18 protein-coding genes and 1 tRNA gene are annotated in these 21,762 nt (G+C 48.3%); 10 read left to right on the top strand and 9 right to left on the bottom strand.

Annotated elements, in window-relative coordinates:
• The first annotated feature begins 236 nt into the window (after nt 1-236).
• A complete protein-coding gene (locus V4C51_RS12740; protein ID WP_330926552.1) occupies nt 237-470 on the top strand; it encodes a hypothetical protein in 234 nt (77 codons plus the stop codon).
• Entirely contained in the window at nt 467-2,179 is a 1,713-nt protein-coding gene (locus tag V4C51_RS12735; protein ID WP_330926551.1) for a phage major capsid protein, read from the top strand. Before V4C51_RS12740 ends, V4C51_RS12735 begins: the two co-directional genes overlap by 4 nt.
• Before the next feature lie 266 nt (nt 2,180-2,445).
• On the opposite strand, the gene dnaJ is transcribed toward V4C51_RS12735, so the two are convergent.
• From dnaJ to moeA, 5 genes are all read right to left on the bottom strand, one after another.
• Nucleotides 2,446-3,588 carry a molecular chaperone DnaJ gene (gene dnaJ, locus V4C51_RS12730; protein WP_330926550.1) on the bottom strand — a complete coding sequence of 381 codons (1,143 nt, stop codon included), beginning with the start codon at nt 3,586-3,588 and terminating at the stop codon, nt 2,446-2,448.
• 213 nt (nt 3,589-3,801) lie between these two features.
• Complete coding sequence (gene dnaK, locus V4C51_RS12725) at nt 3,802-5,730, bottom strand: molecular chaperone DnaK (protein WP_330926549.1); 1,929 nt, start codon at nt 5,728-5,730, stop codon at nt 3,802-3,804.
• A 376-nt stretch (nt 5,731-6,106) separates the two neighbouring features.
• Nucleotides 6,107-6,715, bottom strand: a complete 609-nt coding sequence (grpE, locus tag V4C51_RS12720; protein WP_330926548.1) for a nucleotide exchange factor GrpE — start codon at nt 6,713-6,715, stop codon at nt 6,107-6,109.
• Between the two features lie 482 nt (nt 6,716-7,197).
• The gene (locus tag V4C51_RS12715; RefSeq protein WP_330926547.1) at nt 7,198-8,370 is read right to left on the bottom strand and encodes a Na/Pi symporter; all 1,173 of its coding nucleotides are present in this window, start codon (nt 8,368-8,370) and stop codon (nt 7,198-7,200) included.
• An 876-nt stretch (nt 8,371-9,246) separates the two neighbouring features.
• Nucleotides 9,247-10,485, bottom strand: a complete 1,239-nt coding sequence (gene moeA / locus V4C51_RS12710) for a molybdopterin molybdotransferase MoeA (protein ID WP_330926546.1) — start codon at nt 10,483-10,485, stop codon at nt 9,247-9,249.
• A 271-nt stretch (nt 10,486-10,756) separates the two neighbouring features.
• Between moeA and V4C51_RS12705 the strand changes: the two genes are divergently transcribed.
• Nucleotides 10,757-10,832: transfer RNA gene (locus tag V4C51_RS12705), tRNA-His, on the top strand.
• 191 nt (nt 10,833-11,023) lie between these two features.
• On the top strand, nt 11,024-12,064 hold the full coding sequence (hemH, locus tag V4C51_RS12700; protein ID WP_330926545.1) for a ferrochelatase: 1,041 nt from the start codon (nt 11,024-11,026) through the stop codon (nt 12,062-12,064).
• A gap of 284 nt (nt 12,065-12,348) precedes the next feature.
• Here the strand turns inward: hemH and V4C51_RS12695 are convergent, their stop codons facing one another.
• Nucleotides 12,349-12,930, bottom strand: a complete 582-nt coding sequence (locus V4C51_RS12695) for a YajG family lipoprotein (RefSeq protein WP_330926544.1) — start codon at nt 12,928-12,930, stop codon at nt 12,349-12,351.
• Between the two features lie 338 nt (nt 12,931-13,268).
• Between V4C51_RS12695 and V4C51_RS12690 the strand changes: the two genes are divergently transcribed.
• The 4 genes from V4C51_RS12690 (at nt 13,269) to V4C51_RS12675 (ending at nt 16,561) form a co-directional block, all read left to right on the top strand.
• Complete coding sequence (locus tag V4C51_RS12690) at nt 13,269-14,816, top strand: 2-isopropylmalate synthase (RefSeq protein ID WP_330926543.1); 1,548 nt, start codon at nt 13,269-13,271, stop codon at nt 14,814-14,816.
• A gap of 6 nt (nt 14,817-14,822) precedes the next feature.
• Nucleotides 14,823-15,659 (top strand): uracil-DNA glycosylase family protein, encoded by an 837-nt coding sequence (locus V4C51_RS12685; protein WP_330926542.1) that lies wholly within the window; start codon nt 14,823-14,825, stop codon nt 15,657-15,659.
• Nucleotides 15,660-15,672: 13 nt separating this feature from the next.
• Entirely contained in the window at nt 15,673-16,122 is a 450-nt protein-coding gene (gene rimI, locus V4C51_RS12680) for a ribosomal protein S18-alanine N-acetyltransferase (protein WP_330926541.1), read from the top strand.
• 244 nt (nt 16,123-16,366) lie between these two features.
• Nucleotides 16,367-16,561 (top strand): hypothetical protein, encoded by a 195-nt coding sequence (locus tag V4C51_RS12675; RefSeq protein ID WP_330926540.1) that lies wholly within the window; start codon nt 16,367-16,369, stop codon nt 16,559-16,561.
• A gap of 70 nt (nt 16,562-16,631) precedes the next feature.
• On the opposite strand, the gene V4C51_RS12670 is transcribed toward V4C51_RS12675, so the two are convergent.
• Together V4C51_RS12670 and V4C51_RS12665 are read right to left on the bottom strand one after the other, a co-directional pair.
• Entirely contained in the window at nt 16,632-18,236 is a 1,605-nt protein-coding gene (locus tag V4C51_RS12670; protein ID WP_330926539.1) for a DNA recombination protein RmuC, read from the bottom strand.
• Nucleotides 18,237-18,269: 33 nt separating this feature from the next.
• A complete protein-coding gene (locus V4C51_RS12665; protein WP_330926538.1) occupies nt 18,270-18,590 on the bottom strand; it encodes a hypothetical protein in 321 nt (106 codons plus the stop codon).
• 50 nt (nt 18,591-18,640) lie between these two features.
• Between V4C51_RS12665 and V4C51_RS12660 the strand changes: the two genes are divergently transcribed.
• Nucleotides 18,641-19,258, top strand: coding sequence for an L-threonylcarbamoyladenylate synthase (locus V4C51_RS12660; RefSeq protein ID WP_330926537.1), 618 nt, complete (start codon nt 18,641-18,643; stop codon nt 19,256-19,258).
• Nucleotides 19,259-19,516: 258 nt separating this feature from the next.
• Nucleotides 19,517-20,254 (top strand): hypothetical protein, encoded by a 738-nt coding sequence (locus tag V4C51_RS12655; RefSeq protein ID WP_330926536.1) that lies wholly within the window; start codon nt 19,517-19,519, stop codon nt 20,252-20,254.
• Between the two features lie 152 nt (nt 20,255-20,406).
• On the opposite strand, the gene V4C51_RS12650 is transcribed toward V4C51_RS12655, so the two are convergent.
• Nucleotides 20,407-21,462, bottom strand: coding sequence for a hypothetical protein (locus V4C51_RS12650; protein WP_330926535.1), 1,056 nt, complete (start codon nt 21,460-21,462; stop codon nt 20,407-20,409).
• Nucleotides 21,463-21,762: the final 300 nt, after the last annotated feature.

Raw genomic sequence — 21,762 nt, 5'->3', positions numbered from 1 at the left:
AATGCTATTTTTCATAAAATCGACTGTAGCCAATGTGCGAGTAAGCGATTGGTAACAAGGGACGGTACCGACTTCGAGATTATTGTACTTTTGTCGTTTATATTAAGGGGATCACGTTTACCCATTGCTCAATAGGGTGTATTAAAAATGTAATACATAATGTAATACATAATATTTCGTGTATAATGACACTGGCGTACACGTTTATGTCTATTTTTATTATTTGAGGTGAATAAATGTTTGATCATAGTGATGTTATGGCTATTCAAAAAAAGATGTTGGAGGAAGAAAGAAAGCGGAAGACTTATTCCTTTAGATGTGACAAGGAACTTGAAACAAAAATAGAGGCTTATACAAGAGTGTACGGTATTCCAGCTTCTGAAATGTTCAGGATCGCTGTTGAGGAGTGGATTACTGATCAAGTACGGATAAATAAATTACACTTAGACAAAAATGGAACACGACAATGAAGCGCTCCCCTGAATTGCGAAATGAGTATAGACGGTCGGCATCAGTAATTGAGTCAAGTATAAATAAAGAATCAAGAACTGTTGATATTTCGTTCTCTTCTGAAACTCCCGTCGAGAAATGGGGTTTTATTGAAATTCTTGACCACAGCCCTGATTCAGTTCGGCTTGATCGACTTAGAAATGGTGGTGCTGTTTTAAAAGACCACGACCGAGGCATTCAGATCGGCGTTGTTGAATCGGTTAGTATTGATGACGACAGAAAATGCCGAGCAGTTGTTCGCTTTGGTAATAGTTCCCAGGCGCAAGACGAATTTAAGGACGTAATCGACGGTATTAGGCGTCATGTATCAGTCGGTTACATCATCCATTCATGGGATGAAGTTGCAGGCACTGATGGAGATATGTACACGGTTAGAGCTACTGATTGGGAGCCTACAGAGATTTCATTCGTTTCTGTTCCGGCAGACCCAACTGTTGGCGTTGGTCGCCAGCTAGATAAAACAGTTAATACGAAACCACCAGTTAAAACAGAAAAAACTGAGAGGAGTCGTATTTCTGATATTATAGCTTCATCACGATATATGGAAAACATTGATGATCTTAAAGAAGAAGCAATAAATAAAGGTTGGAGCGTTGATGAGTTCAAGTCTCGTGCTTATGACAAATTTGTATCTGAACGTTCTTCATATGTACATCCTAGGCCAGTAGTTAATAAATCAGGATTTAGAACATTGGAAAACAATTTCAGTATTGTTAGAGCAGTAAATGCTTTTTTATCTGGGGACTGGAGCGGGGCAGGTCTTGAGCGAGAGGTCTGTCAAGAAATGTCAGCGCACCACGGCGGTCAGGGCGGAATCATTATCCCTCCCAGCGTTCTCATGCACCGATCCAGTGATACTGATACGGCTGGTGGACTTGTGCAGACGGAACACTGGGATAGCCAGTGGATTGATACGTTGCGAGCCAAGACTATTTCCGGCCAGCTAGGGGCTAGATTCTTGGGGGGGCTTAGCGGCAAGGTAAGTATTCCCAAAAAGACGGCCAGCGCATCGTTTGGTTGGTTGTCTGAAGGCAGTAAAGCAACAGAATCAGAGGTAACTGTAGGTAACGTTTCGCTAACAGCCAAGCACATTGGCGGTTCTGTTAATATGACTTTCGAACTCATGCGACAGTCTTCTCCAGCCATTGAGATGATGGTCAGACAGGACTTGTTAAAAGGTTGTGCGCTTGCAGTTGATAAGGCTGTATTTCAGGGGTCAGGAACAAACGATGAGCCGCTTGGCGTGCTTAACCAGGAGATACAAGAAATGGAGGTAGAAGAAATTTCCGCTCCGACCTTTGAGGAAATTGTCAAAATGGAGGCTTACCTGGGTGAAGAAAACGCACTGGACGGGAAGTGCGGCTACGTAGCAAGGCCGACCATGGTTAATGTGCTAAAAAGAACCCGCAAGGACGATGGGTCAGGTCTGTTTGTTGTTGAGAAAGGTCGAGCAAACGACTACCCGATCTACAGCACGACTCAGATGCCCTCAGACATCACGTTGTTTGGTGATTTTTCAGACGTAATGATCGGAACTTGGGGAGCTATTGAGTTAATTCCGGTCAGAGACGCCAAGACAGGAGGTTTAGAGATTGGTTGTCACCAGTTAGCTGATGTTGCCATCAGAAACGCTGAGTCATTCGTTAAAACTGTTCAAGTTGAGGCATAAGTAAATACCGAACAACTTTCTTAAAAAAGTGTCCGTCCGATCCGAACACCCTAGGTAAATCGGACGGACGGACACCCATCAATATTGCTCTATTCCATGCGGCAGTAGGGATAGAAGGAAATTCCCAGATAATAAGTACTAATACATACACTCACTAACCATGTTGGTGGAGAGTCCATGGTTAATTGCATGGAAATCCTACACCAAAACCTACACCATAAACCATATACATACACCAAAAGCCACTATTATCAAGGGCTTTAATATCAGGAGGTCATATCATCAAAGAATTTCTTAACCCCTTCAAAGAAAGAGGTTTTTTTAGGCGACTGGCGTTCCTCCCCTTCGGACTCAAAGGTCTTTTGCAGCTTGTGCATCAGTTCTTTTTGCGCTTCGGTCAGTTTCACGGGGGTTTCCACGACAACCCGACACATCAAGTCACCGGAGGAACCACCGCGCACAGGTGTGACACCTTTACCACGCAGGCGGAACAATTTACCGGTTTGGGTTTCTGAAGGAATCTTCAGCTTAACACGGCCATCCAGTGTCGGTACCTCCAGCTCACCGCCAAGGGCAGCATCCACAAAAGTAATCGGCACTTCGCAGTACAAATGTTTACCGTCGCGCTGGAAGATGGCGTGATCGGCGACACTGACCTGAACATACAGATCACCGGCAGGGCCACCGTTTACACCAGCCTCACCTTCACCAGCCAGGCGAATACGATCACCGGTATCGACACCTGCCGGAATTTTAACCGACAAGGTTTTGTATTCCTGCACACGGCCCTGACCGCGACAGTCGCGGCAAGGGTCTTTGATTATTTTGCCTGACCCACGGCAGTCAGGACAGGTTTGCTGAACAGAGAAGAAGCCCTGTTGCATCCGCACCTGCCCAACACCACCACAGGTTGAACAATTTACAGGTTTTGAACCTTTTTTCGCACCCGAGCCATCACAGGTCTTACACTCCACCAAGGTCGGAATCCTGATTTTCTTGGACGCGCCTTTTACCGCTTCTTCAAGGCCGAGTTCCAGCTGATAACGAAGGTCTGCGCCATGCTGCGCGCTGCTTCGAGACTGACCACCAGCGCCAGCGCCCCCAAAGATATCACCGAAGACATCACCAAAAATATCGCTGAAATTACCGGCACCGCCAAACCCGCCAGCACCGCCCATATTCGGGTCAACACCGGCATGGCCGTGTCGATCATAAGCACCACGTTTTTGATCATCAGACAAGATTTCAAACGCTTCATTCACTTCCTTGAAACGTTCTTCGGCATCCTTATTATCTGGATTACGATCAGGGTGATACTTCATGGCCATGCGACGGTAGGCCTTTTTAATGTCTTTGTCAGAAGCGCCTCTTTCAACACCGAGCACTTCGTAATAATCGCGTTTTGCCATAAGTAAAACCCTGAAACTCGCTTTTCACTATCTTCTTAACCGTGACATTCCAGTCCTTATTGCCTGTTGGACAATGAAAGCTGATGACGGCTGCCGTGATGGTTAAACACAGCTGATTTTGTTGAAACGTAAATGCGACAACGCGGGAGAGAGCTCCCGCGTTGTCTGACATCATACGATCATACCTCGACGGGCAGACAGTAGGGATGTCCCTTACTTCTTGTCTTCTTTCACTTCTTCAAACTCAGCATCAACAGCGTCATCAGCTTTGGATTCAGCTTTAGTGTCGCTTTGCTGAGCCTGTGTACCTTCAGGCTGTGGTTGCGCTTCGGCATACATCTTCTGCGCCAGGTTGCCAGAGGCTTCAGTCAGTGCTTTAGTTTTGGCTTCGATGTCGTCCTTGTCGTCGCCTTTAACGGCTTCTTCCAATGCGGTGATGGCAGCATTGATGGCTGTCTTCTCTTCTTCCGTCGCTTTATCGCCCGCTTCCTCCAGTGTTTTTCGGGTAGCATGGATCAGGCCGTCAGCACTGTTACGGGCAGAAGCCAGCTCTTCAAACTTCTTGTCTTCAGCGGCGTTGGCCTCAGCGTCCTTCACCATGGTCTCGATTTCATCATCAGACAGACCACTTGATGCCTTGATGACAATGGATTGTTCCTTGCCGGTTGCCTTGTCTTTAGCGGACACGTTCAAGATACCATTAGCGTCCAGGTCAAAGCTCACTTCGATCTGAGGCATGCCACGGGGCGCCGGGGGAATGTCCGCCAGGTCAAAGCGGCCCAGGGATTTGTTCTGAGTCGCCTGCTTGCGCTCACCCTGACACACGTGAATGGTGACTGCTGTCTGGTTATCATCAGCGGTAGAGAACACTTGAGACTTCTTAGTCGGGATCGTGGTGTTCTTGTCGATCAGGGAGGTCATGACGCCACCCATGGTCTCGATACCCAAAGTCAAAGGCGTAACGTCCAGTAGCAACACGTCTTTCACGTCGCCAGCGAGAACCGCGGCCTGAATGGATGCGCCCATGGCAACGGCTTCATCAGGGTTCACGTCTTTACGTGCTTCCTTGCCGAAGAATTTGGCCACACGCTCCTGTGCCAGTGGCATACGTGTCTGACCACCCACCAGAATGACTTCGTCGATATCAGCGATATCCAGATCAGCATCTTTCAGGGCAGTGCGACAAGGCTCCAGGGAGCGCTCAATCAGGTCTTCAACCAGAGACTCCAGCTTGGCACGGGTCACTTTCACATTCAGGTGCTTGGGGCCTGTGGCATCTGCTGTAATATAAGGCAGGTTAACATCGGTCTGCTGCGCGGAAGACAGTTCGATTTTGGCTTTTTCAGCCGCTTCTTTCAGGCGCTGCATAGCCAGGGGATCGCCAGTGAGATCCATACCCTGGTCTTTCTTGAATTCAGCAGCCAGAAACTCGATCAGGCGCAGGTCAAAGTCTTCACCACCGAGGAAGGTGTCACCGTTAGTGGCCAGCACTTCAAACTGGTGCTCACCGTCAACGTCGGCAATTTCAATGATGGAGATATCGAAGGTACCACCGCCCAGGTCATAAACGGCAACGGTCTGATCGCCTTTTTTCTTGTCCATGCCATAAGCCAGTGCGGCAGCAGTAGGCTCGTTGATGATACGCTTGACTTCCAGACCGGCGATACGACCAGCATCTTTGGTGGCCTGGCGCTGGGAATCATTGAAGTAAGCCGGTACAGTAATAACGGCTTCTGTTACCGTTTCGCCGAGGTAATCCTCTGCGGTTTTCTTCATTTTCTTCAGAATCTCAGCAGAAATCTGAGGCGGTGCTTTCTTGTCGCCTTTGACTTCAACCCAGGCATCGCCATTGTCGGCTTCGCTAATTTTGTATGGCACCATTTTGATGTCTTTCTGAACGACATCATCTTTGAAGCGGCGACCAATCAAGCGCTTAATGGCAAACAGGGTGCTATCGGGGTTAGTCACGGCCTGACGCTTCGCGGGTTGACCTACCAGGGTTTCACCATCGTCGGTAAATGCAATGATGGAAGGCGTCGTACGCGCTCCTTCCGCGTTTTCCAATACTTTGGGTTTTTCACCATCCAGTAGGGCCACACAGGAGTTGGTTGTACCCAGGTCAATACCGATTATCTTACCCATTGCTGATCTTCTCCACCGCCCTGCTCACAGAGCTGTTAACTATCCGGTTATGCCTATGCCACATATTAAACCAGGCAGTGCCTGGTATTTTCACTACGGGTATTGGCCTTTGCATTGATATATGGGAACGGCTGATTTTTTTTCAAGACCATTCCTGTAACATATTTAGTGATTTATTTAACGATTGTTACAAAACCTATGGGGGTATAGCCCTAGGAGGCTGTCCGAGAATAGACTGCCCTACTGCGGTGGCAGCAAATTGGTCTAAAAAGTCGGAAATTTTTAGCAAATAGAACCACTATTCACTAAAAATTTCCGACTTTTTATCCTCAATTTTCTGCCATCCTCGCTACGGGCGCTATTCTCGGTCAGCCTCCTAGGAGCCTTTAGAAACAACGACCATGGCCGGGCGAACAACGCGCTCATTCAGGGTATACCCTTTCTGAAACACCTCCAGCACGGTGTTTGGCTCAACATCCGGGTTAGGTACCGTAGACATGGCCTGATGGAAGTGAGGGTCGAAGGGTTCACCTTCAGGGTCCACAGGCTTCACGCTAAAACGGGCCAGGGTATCAAGGAACAGCTTCAGCGTCAGTTCCATGCCTTCTTTAATACCCTCATGGCTTCCTTCCGCCTGCTCGGTACTCTCAATGCCTTTTTCCAGGCTGTCGACCACAGGCAACAGGGACTCAACAAATTTATCCAGGGCGAATTTGTGCGCTTTTTCCACATCCTGCTGAGCACGACGCTTTACGTTCTGAACTTCAGCCTGGGCACGCAGCATGTGATCTTTAGCTTGTGCCAATTCATTGGCTAAGGCATCGACTTTTCCCTGCCAGTCAGTCGTGTTTTCAACAACTTGCTCTTCAGAAGAGGTGTCCTGTTCTGGCTGCCCGGCCGTACTCTCTTCATCAGTCGCTTTTTCGATGGTTATTTCTTCAGCAGTCTCTAACTTTTCTTCGACTTTACTGTTTTCTACAGTCATTCTGTTTCTCCAAAGCGGACTCACCTGTTGCCACAGGCCTGACATTCTACATAAAAGGGACATAATAGGTTGAAAGTTATTATGGAGGCAGATCTTCTCGTTTCAAGACAGGCTCTGGGTGTTTTTTTGCGAACGTAAGTCGTTTTTCGCTCCCTTTCCCAGCGAGTGTTGAAAGGTGCGGTGTTTTTGAACCTGAATTCGGCAGTTGATCCCTTTTAGCTCTTGTTAGCGCCTTATTTCTCATGGAAAAAACGGCATTCAACGGCTAAATTCAGGTTAAACCCAAGCCATTAAGCCATCAATGCGGTCATATTCCCTGTTAAGGCGGCCTTGCATCAAACAAGCAAACAAATGACAGGTACTATCGTACAAAAATCACGCCACTTGCCTGATAGTAGTACCCGGCATTAACGCGTCATCGACAACCCCGAACGAAACCATTACCACCTCATGCCCGGCACAGAGGTGGCAATTCAAGGGGGCTATTTAGTGATCAGGATCAACAAGCCAGGCAGCACAAAAAAAGCCAGCGCTAAATAGATGAAAGCATAAACACGCTTGTAACTGGCAAGCTCAGCCAGACGGTCAGCCAGGAAAAGCGGAATCATTCGCAGCCATTTAATACCATAGATCATCACCACAGCCACAGCGTTAAACAGGAAGTGCACGCAAGCAATGGTCATTGCGGGTAAAGCGGCCGGACCAGAAATGGCCGTTGCCGCCAGCAGCGCGGTAATGGTTGTGCCAATGTTAGCACCCAACGTAAAAGGGTACATCTGGCGTACCGTGAAAACGCCAGAACCCACCAACGGTACCATCAAACTGGTGGTAGTCGAAGAAGATTGCACAAGGACTGTTATGACGGCGCCGGAGGCAATGCCACTAAGCGGTCCACGACCGATAGATATATGCAACAACTCTTTCGCGCGCCCGACCATGACTTTTTTGAGAAGTTTTCCCAAGCGGATAACAGAGATAAAAATCAGGAAGATGCCGACGGCAGTCATAGCGATACCACCAAGGCTGGCATTGGGCAGAACAGCGGCAAACCCTTTAATGATATCCACAGACGGTTGCGTCAGGGTTTTCATAAAGTTCAGGTTGCCCATGGAGACATTTTGGCCACCGGTGACCGCACTGGCAAGGTAATTGGCTGACTTTGACAGAAACCCAGTGGTCAGTTCCAGTGGCAAGATGATCAGCACCGCAAGGTAATTGAAAAAATCATGCAACGTTGACGCGCAGAACGCGCGCTTAAATTCTTTATCACAGCCAATATGGCCCAGACTCACCAGTGTATTGGTGATGGTTGTACCGATATTGGCACCCATAATCATTGGAATCGCCATTTCCACGGGTAAACCACCGGCCACCAAACCGACAATCACGGAAGTAACAGTACTGGACGACTGGACCAGCGCTGTGGCCAATGTGCCTACAATCAGGGCCATTAACGGATTGGTGGCAAAGCTGAACAGATTGGCAGCAGCTTCACTGCCACCTGCGGCAAGCTTGAAGCCGGAACCCACAACGCTGACAGCAACAAGCAGCGCATAAATCCATAGTATAACGCGCAGCCAAATGCGCCCGTAATGACGGGTGGTTACGGTCTTGATGCTAGCCGCAGGACTGGATGGAATAGTCACTTCAGACATAATTGCACCTTAGTACTAAATAATATATTGAACAGGACAACAGTCTTGCTTTATGACAGAAACAGTAAAAGTCACCTTAACAGTCGCGCGACCAAGGGATTTGGGATAAATGGGACTAAAAAAGCCGATGCTGTTCATTAAATAGCAGGTTATCCGCCGCTCAACATCAATTTTTTATCAGCCGTTTTTCTTGATCCTCTCTAGGAGCCTGACCGAGAATAGCGCCCGTAGCGAGGATTACGAGAAATGGAGGATAAAAATTTCTGCTTCTGAGGATAATAGTGGGGCTATTTGACGAGGAAGCAGGAATTTTTAGACCAATTTATCGCAACCGCAGTAGGGCAGTCTATTCTCGGACAGGCTCCTGCGCGCAGACTTTTAACAGCGCTTGTTCAATTGTGGCAAAGGTATGTGATTTTCAAACAGACTTTTGAGCGCCAACGTTATCACTGAAACACACCAATGATTAACAAAAGATAAATACCGAAATTCAGCTATTTAAAGAATATTCCAAGACTTTCCCCAATAAACAGCTATAAAAAAGAAACAGCCAGGGTGTTATCTGGTGGGTTCTCATCATAAAAGTATTGGGAAAGTCTGTCGAATTCAGACTCAGGCCAGTAAGGTGAAAAAACGGACAATAACCCCTGCCATTGCTATGGCGTCGTAAAACGTTAACCCGAACCAGCCATTAAACGCGGTTTTCTCAGAGGTTTAGCGCTTATGGCACATGTAACCAATCAGTTGCCAAAAACACTACCACTACCACTACATTACCAATACAAAGCTCTATTTTAACGACAGTAGACTTTTTTAAGGACGACACATAGCCGCTTTCAACTATCACCGTACTTGTACCAAGCGCAATAGCAAAAATCAGCTCAGCAATTCATCAAATAACTGAACGGCAACACTGTCACCGACATGGACACCGCCATTGTCTTCTGGTAACACAATATAACAGTCCGCTACACCCATGGAATGGAGGATTCCCGAACACTGGCCGCCTGTTGTCGAAACGGTTATCTGTCCTGTATCGGTAATTTCACAAATACCGCGCTGAAACTCCTTACGTCCCGGATGTTTTTTCAGGGGGGTTTGACAGGTTGCCTGAATTTCTCGCACAGGCGGTGTTGTCATATTCATCATTACCCGAAGGGCCGGAGCCGCTAATTGCTGAAAAGACACCAGCGCAGAGACCGGATTGCCCGGCAGCCCAAAAAAAACACTGTCGCCAAGCTTACCAAAGGTAAACGGCTTTCCGGGTTTTATGGCGATCTTCCAGAAGGTGACCTCTCCCATTTCATCAAGCGCGTCTCTGGTATAATCAGACTCACCCACAGAGACTCCGCCTGACGTAATGACAACATCAGCCTGCTCATTTGCCTGAGCCAGTGCCTCTCTGATCCGTTGGGGGTCGTCAGGGATACAACCAAGATCAATAACCTCACTGTTCATTTTCGATAACATCGCCTTGATGGCAAAACGATTACTGTCGTAAATTTCACCGTAACGAAGTGCTTCACCCGGTTGACGCAGCTCGTCACCTGTTGAAAAAACGGCAACCTTCAAGGGCCGAAATACTGACACCGTTGACACGCCCATAGCAGCAAGAAGACCAATATCTTGTGCTTTTATTTTATGGCCCTGTTTAAAAATGCAGGCACCGCATTGAATATCATCACCCATCGGACGAATACTGGCACCTGCAGCATCCGGCCATTGGGTAAACTGGATACCTTTGGGGGTTTTGCGCGCGTACTCTTGCATAATCACTGTGTCAGCCCCTTCAGGAATACAGCCACCGGTCATAATGCGGACACAGCATCCCTCAGGCATCGTGCCTGTAAAAGGCTTACCGGCAAAAGACTCTCCGGCCACAGGCAAAGCTTGTTCACTGGCCAGTTCCGTCAGCCTGACAGCATAGCCGTCCATGGAAGCGTTATCGTGAGAAGGGACATTGACAGGTGACACCACGCTATCAGCAAGGATAAAACCGAGGCTTTCTGCCAGCGCGCGGTCAACTGTCTCTTTTATCGGGGTGATGTGTTTTTGCAATAGCGCTTGTGCTTTTTCGAGGGAAATAAGCCCAGGCGCGTTACAATGGTCAAGCATTGATGAAACTCCAGCTTTAGGTTCAACGCCATTTTACGCTGTTAAAATCAGCGTGAAAACATCACCGTGCTGTTTTGAAAGGCTGTTTCAAAAGCGTTTTCTCAAAAGACAGTGTCTGTGTTTCATGTAGTGTTGAAATAAGCGCCTGGCTTGAACACCACCGTTTAAAAGCAACTGCGTTAAATACAAAAAAATACTTGATAAGCGCCGCGCCTTCCTTATAATTCCCCCCGCTTGGTGAGGGCAAAGCGCCTTCACTGAGACCTTGGTGGTGGGCGTAGCTCAGTTGGCAGAGCTCCGGATTGTGATTCCGGCGGTCGAGGGTTCGAGCCCCTTCGCCCACCCCAAACTCATGGATTGAGTCCTTCCATTTCCCCAAACACCCCGCATCATAAAGATCTTTTACCGAAGCGCGCATCATAAAATAAAGCTCCCGGCGTTATACCAATCAAACTTTCTAACCCCGTGATGAGCATGGCTACCTGAGTGGACGTTCGCTATAATCAGTGCTCCATTTGGCTGACACAAAAGAGTCGCAATGACAGATCGTGGTGTTTTGCTGGTTAATTTGGGTTCCCCTGACAGCCCCTCTGAGGCAGATGTTCGGCAGTATCTGAATGAATTTCTGATGGACGGTAATGTCATTGACCTGCCCTGGCTGATACGACGCATGATTGTCAGCCTTTTTGTCCTGCCTAAGCGACCCGCACAGTCTGCAAAAGCCTATAAAAGCATTTGGACAGATAAAGGCTCGCCACTGATTTGCCACAGCAAGGCTTTGGCCGCTGAACTCTCAGCACAGCTTGAAACGCCCATTGAGCTGGCGATGCGTTATGGAAAGCCTGATATGGAACAAGCGCTGTTGCGGCTAGCTAATCAACCCGGCATTAAGGACATCCTGCTTTTCCCTTTATACCCCCATTACGCCATGTCCACGGTAAAAACGGTGAAGGAAAAGGCTCAGGCCATTATGCGGCAACACAATTTATCGGTGACATTAAGGGTGCACGGTGAGTTTTATGATCACCAGGGCTATATTGCCGCTTTGGTTAATTCTGCCCAACCCTGGCTGGAAAAGGACTATGACCAGTTAGTGTTCAGCTTTCACGGTGTGCCTGTTCGCCATATCCATAAAGACGACAGCACCGGTGGTCATTGTCTGAAAAGTCCTGACTGCTGCAATACGCCCTCACCGGCCCATCGCGCCTGTTATCGTCACCAGGTGTACCGAACCGCGCAGTGTTTTGTTGAGCAAGCCGGTATTGCCGAGCACAAATACACGGTAGCGTTTCAGTCCCGACTTGGGCGCGCTAAGTGGCTGGAACCCAATACAGTGGATATTTTAGTGCAACTGGCGCGGCAGGGGGCTAAAAAAGTACTGGTCATCTGTCCGTCATTTATTTCAGACTGCCTTGAAACCCTCGAAGAAATTGATATAGCCGCCAAAGAGACGTTTAAGCAGGCAGGGGGGGAATCACTGACGCTCATACCTTGTTTGAATGAACACCCGAGTTGGGTGAAATTGCTCTGTGATTGGTTGAAGGCGCCCGCTGAGGCTCCTAACCCGGATATTTCATAAACTGCCCTGAGAATTGCGCGGAACCTTGCGGCTCTGAGGGATTTCGCGAAGGAGCGCCGTACCGGGGAGTACGGTCAACTGAGCAAAACTCCCTTAGAGCCGCAAGGAGCAAGCAAGGCCAGGAGTATGTTTATGAAATATCCGGGCTAAGCATGACTGACTGGATACATGTCTGATTAAGAACGTTCCCTGAACTATCACCATCCGGGACGTCGACCTTTCATCAGCCATGTAGTTACTGGTCAAAGGCTGTGTCCCTCACCTATGGCATCTGTCAATGGGAATCAATGCTGAGGGATGGTTTCCAGGTAAGTCAGTAGTTCCTGATCTGAAAATGCCCGGGTAAGCGCGTCACTTAGCACCTGATTAACCAGCGCCTTGTTTTTATCATCCGATGGTGCTGCAAGCACTCGTTCCGATAACTTACTTTCATAGTTGCCATCAAATTTTTTACCCTGTGATACCACAACCACTCGCACCTGCGCACTGAGGTCAACCTTGGTAATATAAGCTACTCCTGGCGCATGGTATGTCAGCCGATCAAGGTATACGGTCAGCGTTGGGGCTGACTCAGCATCGGTGATAGTAAAACCCATTTGGCGCAGAGCCAACTCCACTGATGACTGTATAGACAGTGTGGTATCAGCATCCGTTACAATTTTGTTCGTCTTGCTATACACGCCGCCCCGGCTTCCCAATGACGGGCTGCTACGGTTATCCATAACATTCACATGGAGTTCCCCTCTGAAGTGCCTGTCCTGCCGCGTGACTGAGACTTTGGGTGATACATCAATCTGTTGGGGACTCAGGGCGCAACCCGTAAGAAAACCACATAAAATGATAAAAACGGTCAGCACCTTCTTCATATTGTTAATCCAGGGCTTATTTAAAAAAATGACGCTCTTTTTTCATAAAACAAAAGCATCAACCGCTTGCGATCACAGAAATAGCGCTATACTATCAGTGTTCTAAACAACCTATAAACATTAACCAAGTACAATGAAACCAAATACAGCGCCACCGCACCCCGAAAAAAAATACGATAGTGATGTCTATCTCATATCCTCCTGCCTGTTGCTACCTAGCCTATTGCTATCCAGCCTTCGACTACCCCTGGCTGTTTAATCATCCTTTTGATTAATAAAGCCCTGCTTTCGTCAATTTAAATCATCTTTCTATCCATAAGCAGAAGAATAGGTAAGTTATGACCAATCAACAGGTTGTTATTTTTGATACCACTTTGCGCGATGGTGAGCAAAGCCCCGGCGCGTCTATGACGCACGATGAAAAAGTGCGTATTGCTCTGGCGCTGGAACGCTTGAAGGTTGATGTTATTGAGGCAGGATTTGCCATTTCCAGCCCCGGCGACTTTAAGGCTATTCATTCCATTGCTAAAACCGTCACTGAAAGCACAGTTTGTAGTTTATCGCGCGCGCTTGAAAAAGACATTGATCGCGCGGCACAGGCGATAAAGCCGGCCAAACAAGGGAGGATTCACACCTTTATCGCCACATCCCCTATCCATATGCACCACAAGCTGAATATGACACCGGAGCAAGTGATTGAGCAAGCCGAGCTTGCTGTCCGTCATGCCAGAAATTACATTGATGACGTTGAGTTCTCCTGTGAAGACGCTGGTCGATCTGAGGTTGACTTTCTTTGTCGTGTGATTGAAGCAGCAATTAATGCCGGTGCAACCACTATTAATATCCCCGATACCGTTGGTTATACCTTACCGCATCAATTTGGTGAAACGATTAAAACCCTGATTGAACGCATCCCAAATTCAGACAAAGCCGTTTTCTCAGTACATTGCCACAATGATTTGGGGTTGGCAGTGGCTAATTCACTGTCGGCGGTTGTCAATGGTGCCCGACAGGTTGAATGCACCATCAACGGCCTGGGCGAACGGGCTGGCAATGCCTCACTCGAAGAGTTAGTGATGGTTATTAAAACCCGACAGGATAGCCTGAAGCTTGACACTGGCATTGACACCCGACACATTGTTCCCACATCCAGACTGGTTTCAGGTATTACCGGGTTTCCGGTCCAGCCCAATAAGGCTATTGTCGGTGCCAATGCTTTTGCCCACGAATCAGGTATTCATCAGGATGGTTTTATCAAAAACCGTGAAACCTACGAAATAATGAAACCAGAAGATGTTGGCTGGAATACCAGCCGCATTACCCTGGGCAAACTCTCTGGTCGCAATGCTTTTAAAGTGCGCATGGAAGAACTGGGTATTACCTTCGAGACGCAAGAAGCCTTGAATGAGGTTTTCAGCCGATTCAAAATCCTGGCGGATAAAAAGAGTGAGATCTACGACGAAGACCTACAGGCTCTGGTCAGTGATGTATGCTCTGGGGATGTCCCGAAAAAATATGTGTTGCTGATGATGGAAGCCAGCTCCAGTACCAACAAGCAACCCACAGCGGCAATGGTGATTAATGTTGACGGTCAACCCCATGAAGTGACCAGCGAAGGCGACGGGCCAGTGGACGCTGTCTTCAAAGCCATTGAGAAAGTTGTACAGTCCGGGGCCCGTCTGGCATTGTATAATGTCAGTAGCATGACCAGTGGTTCTGATTCTCAAGGTGGTGTCACCGTTCGGCTGGAAAAATCCGGGCGGATTGTTAATGGTATCGGTAAAGATACGGATATTGTGCTGGCCTCAGCCAAAGCCTATATTGACGCACTGAATCTGCTCACTATTGAGCCCCGAAAAACAAACCCCACAAGCGCTATCATGTAAGGCTATATGCAACTGAGTGAGCACCACCGCCAAGCCTATCTAGAGGCCATGGGCATTCAGCTTTGGTTTCCCCGGGTAGAATTGCCCCGTGCCGTTCCTGCCCGCTCCCTTGAAGGGGTTGCCAATGCCGCGCCGACCCAGCCGACTCCCCGGCAGGACAAAACCCCCGGCGAGTCCTGTAAACAACAAGTAGCCAGTGCCGCGCAAAAGGTGTTGGGTTCCTCAGATATTCTCCACCGGATGGGGCTTGCTGAGCCTTTGCCTGAAGCACCTTCGGATAAAGTGCCGACAACACAAAAAGAAGCCGGTGTTGAACCGCTTGTGGAACACGCTGCCACCGTCTGTCAGTTTCGGCTGGTTGTGGTGCCTCTCGGTCACTATCACCTGGCAATTACGGAAATGCCGTATACGGGTTTAAACCAGTTTAGCCGTTATCACCTGCGGTTGTTGCAGGATATTGCCCGAGCACTTCGGCTGGAGGCTCCCGGTCAACAGTTTTGTGAATTTAGCTGGCCGTTAAGCAAGGGAGCTGCCCGGGGCAGTTTACTCAGCCTGATCAGTCAAAATGACCGCGCGGCAGCTGACGCGGTTCGTGCCTTTTTGCAAAATCAGTTTGGACTATCCCGGCAGCATGTTATCCTGCTGTTCGGTCAGGCGGCCGCGCGCTTTGTCATCAATCCCGGCAAATCCTTTGATGCCCTTCGAGGGGCGCGAACAGGCTTGTTTGACAATCAACAGGTGGCTGTAACCTACAGCCTGAACGAGCTGATGAAGATTCCCGCGTTAAAAGCCGACGCCTGGGCTGATCTTCGGTCGTTACTTTCCACAACATTGCCTGATTAATACGATTCATTGCATGCTGACATTCAGAGCCATGACGGAGAAGGATCTGCCCAGGGTTGCCGTTATTGAAAAAGCCGCAGGGTCACATCCCTGGCGAACCAGCCATTTTATTGATAGCCTGAAATCCCGTCATTGCTGCCAGGTGGCTGTAATGAATAATACGATTGTTGGTCAGGGTGTCATGATGCTGGTTGCTGATGAAGCTCACCTGCTCATTTTATCCGTCCATGGCGGCTTTCAAGGTCAGGGTATTGGTAAGGCTATTTTACGACAGTTGACAGAAAAAGCGCAACAATGTGAGGTGCGCTCTTTTTTTCTGGAAGTGCGTGAGTCCAATACAACTGCCCGCCAGCTTTATGCCAATGAAGGCTTTAACGAAATTGGTCGGCGACGGGGATACTATCCACTATCGGGAGGTTTGTCAGAGGACGCGATTGTGATGGCAATGGAAATCTTCCCGTAATCTGTTCTGTGGTCTAAGACTTTCTAATTATTCTATTGCGGTGGTTATCTGAGGAAATATCCGGGTTAGAGTTTCTCGCCATAGCTAACGTGAGTTCAACGGATATTCTTTTGTCCCGCAAGGGATACAGATATAAAAAGAACGAACGCTTAGGTAAAGACAGTTCATTGGAGCCACATTTCCCATATGTTCTTAGCCACTGGCATGTCGGTATTCTGGCTACACTCTGACACTGGGCAGTGTCATGGTAACCGTCGCCGAATCACCTCAGGCAACAACCACCGTTACGCAAAGCCTGCTAAAGAAGCCGATCACAGTCACCACAAGCATACCGGCGGCGGATTGTTTTCCCATTATCCCGAACCTACCCGATGATTTAGAGCAAATGTTAGCAAAATACGATTTCGATTCTGATAAAGCAGCGGCACCTGACGTTTAACCCAGCCCTTGTACAGAACCGCTTATCCCGCTACCCCTGCCCATGGCGAAGTTGGAACGTTTGATGGGAACTATTCCACGGCTTCCTCCATTTTTTGCGGTGTTACCTCCAGTGGGGAGGGTGATCGCAAATCAGAGGAATCCAGTGTACTCTGCTCCATCTCTTTTTTGACCCGAATGCCCAAATTCATAAATTCATTGGCCTGTGAAATAAGATTACCCCGCCCCTGTTTCAGCGTATTCATAGCATCGTCGTAGGTACCGCGGGCAGTGGTCATCTGGTTATCCAGCCTCTCCATTTTCTCAACAAAGACCCGGAGTTTGTCATAAAGCAGCCCTGCCCTGTCAGCCAGCTTTTTAGCATTGGTGTTTTGTCGCTCAATGGTCCAGAGATTGGCCACTGTTCGAAGGGTCGCCAGAAGTGTTGTAGGGGTTACAACAACAATGCGCTGCTCAAAGGCATCGTTAAACAATTTCTGATCATGCTGAAAGGCCACCATAAACGCCGGCTCAATGGGCATAAACATAAAGATAAAATCAGGTGCTTCAATGCCTGCCAACTGAGCATAGCCTTTTTCACTCAAGCCTTTGATATGGTTACGTACGCTTTGAATATGCCCAGCCAGGGCTTTATCCCGAAGACTATCATCTTCCGCATTCACGTAAGACATGTAATCCACCAGCGAAACCTTGGAGTCAATGATCAGGTGCTTTTTCTCGGGCAAATAAACAACAAAATCTGGTCGTTTGTTTTGCCCTTCATCGTCCTTAAAGCTGGCTTCCCGCGCATATTCCTCGCCTTTTCTCAAGCCGCTTTTTTCCAGGATTTGCTCAACTTGTAATTCACCCCAGTTGCCCTGTAGTTTTTTATCACCCTTCAGGGCTTTAGCAAGATTACTGGCTTCATCAGTGATTTTTTGATTCAGCGATCGCAGAGTTTCCAACTGCTGTTTGAGCGCCGCACGACCCGCGTGCTCTTCCTTACGCGCGTCTTCGACTTTATTGCGAAAATCATTCAACTGTGTGCTAAAAGGTTTTAGCAGTGTTTCCAGACGGTCTTTGTGTTGCTCTGAAAACGCTTTACCCTTGGCATCAAAAATCTCATTAGCCAGGTTATTAAACTCTTCTTTCATGAGCGTTTTGTTTTCGTGTAACTGCCGCAGTGCTTCTTGGTTGTGGCGTTGTTGCTCTTCGAGCCGGGCCTGCAACTCATGATGGCTTTTTTCTGCTTCTGTACGGGCAGCTCGCTCTTGTTCAATGGCTTGCAGCAGCGTCTCTTTTTCTGCCTGCAAACGACGAAGATGAACCGTTTGCTCGTTCGCCTGACCTTCGAGCTGACGCGCCTGCAGCAAGTCATTTTCGTATTGCTCAATACGCAGTTTCAGGCCCGCCACCTCTTCATGTTGTTCTGATAGCCTGGCGCTGGACGCCTCCAGGCGGGTTTGCAGCGCTTGTTTATCGATAAGTTCAACTTGATGCTCTGAACGAAGGGTATCAAGGGCAAGGGCCGCCTTTTCCTGGGTAACCTTCAGCTCGCTCAGCGAGGCAACCAGTTGGCCCTTTTCGCTATCCAACTGGCTATATTTCCGCACTGATTGTTGACGACAGGTTAACCAGGTTATAACGCCTGTGATGATAGCTGCAACAATAGCAACGGTAATGGCAATGGATGACATGAAACGTCCTCTGCTGACCTTTTTTGCCTGAGTCTACCATAACAGGTAACAAGGCGTGATGCCCCCCGTATTACCAGCATTTATTTTTCGCCTGCTTTCAGGCACGTTGAACAGCAGAAAGAACGCGCTTTGACAGGCACCGGAAATCAGGCGGTCACCCCTGAACAACAGACAACCAAACGGCTTGAGGCTGAGAATAACGGGCCGTTCAATGCATTGCTGGCCGGTTTTGGTGATCATTTTTTCAGCTGGGTTGAGTTTGCGCTTCGAGCTGTATAAAGTGACCAGATAAAGCCCCTCTGCCACGGCACAATCAACCTGAGTCATGGTGCTACTTTGTTGTCTGGCAATCATGGCTGACAGTTTTTTTATGGAGTGATGCTCGCGTCATACTATTGAACCCAATGAGCCAGTTCTTTCAGATTCACGCGGAAAACCCACAGCCAAGACTCGTGCGCCAGGCAGTAGATATCATCCGTTCGGGTGGTGTCATCGCCTACCCGACAGATTCAGCCTATGCCCTGGGTTGCTCAATTGGCAAGAAAAAAAGTGTTGACCGGCTCCGACAGATCCGACGTCTGAGTGACCAACATAATTTCACCCTCGTCTGCCGGGACCTTTCAGAGCTGGCTGTGTATGCCCAGGTGAATAACAGCCATTACCGGCTACTCAAAGCCCATACCCCCGGAGCTTATACGTTTATTCTCAAAGGCACACGGGAAGTACCCCGGCGTCTAATGCACCCTAAACGTAAAACCATTGGTATACGTGTCCCCGACTGCATTATCACCCAGGCTTTGCTCTGTGAACTGAATGCGCCATTGATCAGCACGACACTTGCCTTGCCTGATGATGAAACGCCTTTGCTTGACCCCTATGAGATACGCCAAATGCTGGAACATCAGTTGGACCTGGTTATTGACGGTGGCTATTGTGGGATGGAGGCCACCACAGTGGTTAGCTTGCTGGAGGAGATACCAAAAGTACTCAGGCAAGGAAAAGGCGCGTTTTTGCGTTGCTGATCTTTCTTGATTGTGATTCGACAAGCGCTCCTGGAGAAGTTCCGCGTCATTTGAGTAAGGGCCAATATCAAGGTACTATCGTCAATATTCTCTCTTTAATGTGAAGGCAGTGACACCGCTGCCGGTTAGTTTTTTCGTCATTACTCTGAGCCACCATTTGCCGCGCTCCTCATGGAAATTTCTGTTCAGGGGCACGACACCAATAAAGCCGCACAACAACCCGCAAGGATTCGCTAACGGATACCTGAGAGGTAATTTATGTTTGCTAAAACAGGAGATTTCACAATAAATGGTCCTGATCTGGCCATGGCCAATGTAGAAAGGACTCAACAAGAAACAAGTTTTATTATCACGGCGGTCTGGCTCACAACAATACGCAATGACCTCTCAAAAACGCTTCATAAAGAGACACCTACACCTCTTCATGCGTTTACTCGTCAGCATGATGGTAAGCTGTATCCTTGCACAAATCCTGAGCTTAATGTTGACAAAGCCCAGAAAGATGGCTTATTGAGGATGCAACTGGTTACCTCGAAGATTCCACGGTTATTATTCGCCCCTTCCCCTATTGCGGGGGTTGAGAAAAAACCACTGTACTCGTCAGGTGCTGGACTCTCCCTGCAGGCGTTAGCGTTTTTTAGAACGATCGGTGTCGGCGGGTGCAAGGATATTGCATTTAATACGCCCTGTATGCAGACCATCGCGTTCATTTCGGGAATGTATGATGAGGGGGGCAGAGGGCTTATATACACTTTTCACTTAAATAATGAAAACTTTTATAATTTTGGAATATATACAAAAGGGGATGCGGTCTATTTATTCTTACCAACATCCGGTGAATATATGTGTGAAGCTCTCTTTGACTGTGGTGAGTTGGAATGGAATCTGCACGATACTCTGGCTAGGTCGTTAGATGCTCAGTGGGACAGTGAATTTCATTCTCATCCTGACCTGAAACAGGCTACCTGTGATATTAAAGAGATTATTTTCAGTTAAGGCTTTCCCCTGGAAACACTTCAGGGCAGTGGTAATAAGAAACGTCTCGACGCATTGTGAGCGTTTCCCCCTTTCACTGTACCTGCGATCAGCATCGCTGATATTGCCACAGAATAATAGTGGGCCAAGGTGGATCACCCCAGCCCACACAACTATTGACGATCAGGCAGCCTGGCTCCCATATAGTGATTTTTATCCCGCACAACATATAATGTGTCCGGCCTTTTTGTATAGGCTGAAAGTCCGGGTACTCCAAACCCCTTTAACACGCCATGGCGATCCACCGCATTTTCTACCTGCATTGTCCCTTCCTGGTCAAATATATTAACAACACCGCGATCAATATCCAGCACCAGTAAAGGCGCATTGAGCAACTTGGGTAATGTCACCAATTCAGGCTGATCAATATCCCTGTTATTTTGATGCATAACAGCAATATGTTCTGAAAACCCTATTCTCAACGTTTCCCCTATCCCACTGGTGTCATCCCGACTAAGGTCTTGACAAGCCGCGCTACACGCATCGCGCAACCCGGCAGGCGTACTGGCTATGGGGAGCTGCTGGCAGATAGCGTCATAAAAACAGTTTCCATCCCTCGACGTTTTAATAAAATCAAACCCCTGCTCTCGTAGCATGCTTTGAATAGCTGTTTCCTGAGCAACAATCGCCTGAAGGTGAGTGGCCTGGCTGTTTGCGCTGGCTGCCAGTGCTCGAGATAAATCGTCATCGTCAGAAAAATCCGAATCCAGGCGACGGTGCCCTGGAGGCTGGTTCGCACGCGCTTGTTCACTGTCAGATCCGTCATCAGATCCGTAAAAGGCACTATCAGCGAGACTATCAACACTATCCTGCCTGCTGACAGCCTGTTCAGCCTGATAAGTTCTCAGGCTTTCCTGAGTGGCCCAATGGAGTTCATGCTGCTCCCGTGGCGATAACGGCTCATCAACAGGAGAAAGGTAGGGGGTAGGCGCAGGCATGGTGGATATTACCCGGGACTGTATTGATGACTGTCCTGCTCTGTGAGTCTCTGATGGCCTCGGTATCTGTGTTGCCGGTGGCATACGCAAAGGCGCCACCTTAAAACCCACAAAAAATGCGACAATACTTTTGCCTAACGCCTTTGCGACGCCTTCCCTGCGCTGTAATGATTTATTATACGCTTGTTTGGCCGCTTCCCGACCCCATCCGTAGCTTTGTGATATCGCCATTGGATAGCCCTCCTTCCCTGTTGTGCTATCTCAGTATGTTAACAAGCCATTTCTCTTTTCTACTTTTTCTACTTTTTCTACTTTTTCTACTTTTTCTACTTTTTCTACTATGCCATTGCACAGGGCTTTTTAATACAAAAGAGAACACCCCTGGTAGCTGAGAACCAGTCTTAAAAGTCATGCTCCTACTGCGGCTAAGACAAATGGGTCTAAAAAGTCGCTTTTGTTCGTCAAATAGTCCCGCTATTCTCCTCACAAAAGCGACTTTTTATCCGCCATTTCTCGCAGTCCTCGCTACGG

Source organism: Candidatus Sororendozoicomonas aggregata (genome assembly GCF_031528575.1).
GTDB classification, from domain to species: domain Bacteria; phylum Pseudomonadota; class Gammaproteobacteria; order Pseudomonadales; family Endozoicomonadaceae; genus Endonucleibacter; species Endonucleibacter aggregata.
Note: the sequence above shows the minus strand (reverse complement) of the source record. Positions and strands in the feature narration are given on the sequence as shown.

What these genes read in the sequence shown, in the direction of transcription:
- V4C51_RS12735 (WP_330926551.1), top strand. Translation starts at nt 467, where the DNA reads ATGAAGCGCTCCCCTGAATTGCGAAATGAGTATAGACGGTCGGCATCA.
- dnaJ (WP_330926550.1), bottom strand. Translation starts at nt 3,588, where the DNA reads ATGGCAAAACGCGATTATTACGAAGTGCTCGGTGTTGAAAGAGGCGCT.
- hemH (WP_330926545.1), top strand. Translation starts at nt 11,024, where the DNA reads ATGACAGATCGTGGTGTTTTGCTGGTTAATTTGGGTTCCCCTGACAGC.
- V4C51_RS12685 (WP_330926542.1), top strand. Translation starts at nt 14,823, where the DNA reads ATGCAACTGAGTGAGCACCACCGCCAAGCCTATCTAGAGGCCATGGGC.
- rimI (WP_330926541.1), top strand. Translation starts at nt 15,673, where the DNA reads ATGCTGACATTCAGAGCCATGACGGAGAAGGATCTGCCCAGGGTTGCC.
- V4C51_RS12695 (WP_330926544.1), bottom strand. Translation starts at nt 12,930, where the DNA reads ATGAAGAAGGTGCTGACCGTTTTTATCATTTTATGTGGTTTTCTTACG.
- V4C51_RS12690 (WP_330926543.1), top strand. Translation starts at nt 13,269, where the DNA reads ATGACCAATCAACAGGTTGTTATTTTTGATACCACTTTGCGCGATGGT.
- V4C51_RS12675 (WP_330926540.1), top strand. Translation starts at nt 16,367, where the DNA reads ATGGTAACCGTCGCCGAATCACCTCAGGCAACAACCACCGTTACGCAA.
- V4C51_RS12670 (WP_330926539.1), bottom strand. Translation starts at nt 18,236, where the DNA reads ATGTCATCCATTGCCATTACCGTTGCTATTGTTGCAGCTATCATCACA.
- V4C51_RS12665 (WP_330926538.1), bottom strand. Translation starts at nt 18,590, where the DNA reads ATGATTGCCAGACAACAAAGTAGCACCATGACTCAGGTTGATTGTGCC.
- moeA (WP_330926546.1), bottom strand. Translation starts at nt 10,485, where the DNA reads ATGCTTGACCATTGTAACGCGCCTGGGCTTATTTCCCTCGAAAAAGCA.
- V4C51_RS12655 (WP_330926536.1), top strand. Translation starts at nt 19,517, where the DNA reads ATGTTTGCTAAAACAGGAGATTTCACAATAAATGGTCCTGATCTGGCC.
- V4C51_RS12660 (WP_330926537.1), top strand. Translation starts at nt 18,641, where the DNA reads ATGAGCCAGTTCTTTCAGATTCACGCGGAAAACCCACAGCCAAGACTC.
- V4C51_RS12715 (WP_330926547.1), bottom strand. Translation starts at nt 8,370, where the DNA reads ATGTCTGAAGTGACTATTCCATCCAGTCCTGCGGCTAGCATCAAGACC.
- grpE (WP_330926548.1), bottom strand. Translation starts at nt 6,715, where the DNA reads ATGACTGTAGAAAACAGTAAAGTCGAAGAAAAGTTAGAGACTGCTGAA.
- dnaK (WP_330926549.1), bottom strand. Translation starts at nt 5,730, where the DNA reads ATGGGTAAGATAATCGGTATTGACCTGGGTACAACCAACTCCTGTGTG.
- V4C51_RS12650 (WP_330926535.1), bottom strand. Translation starts at nt 21,462, where the DNA reads ATGGCGATATCACAAAGCTACGGATGGGGTCGGGAAGCGGCCAAACAA.
- V4C51_RS12740 (WP_330926552.1), top strand. Translation starts at nt 237, where the DNA reads ATGTTTGATCATAGTGATGTTATGGCTATTCAAAAAAAGATGTTGGAG.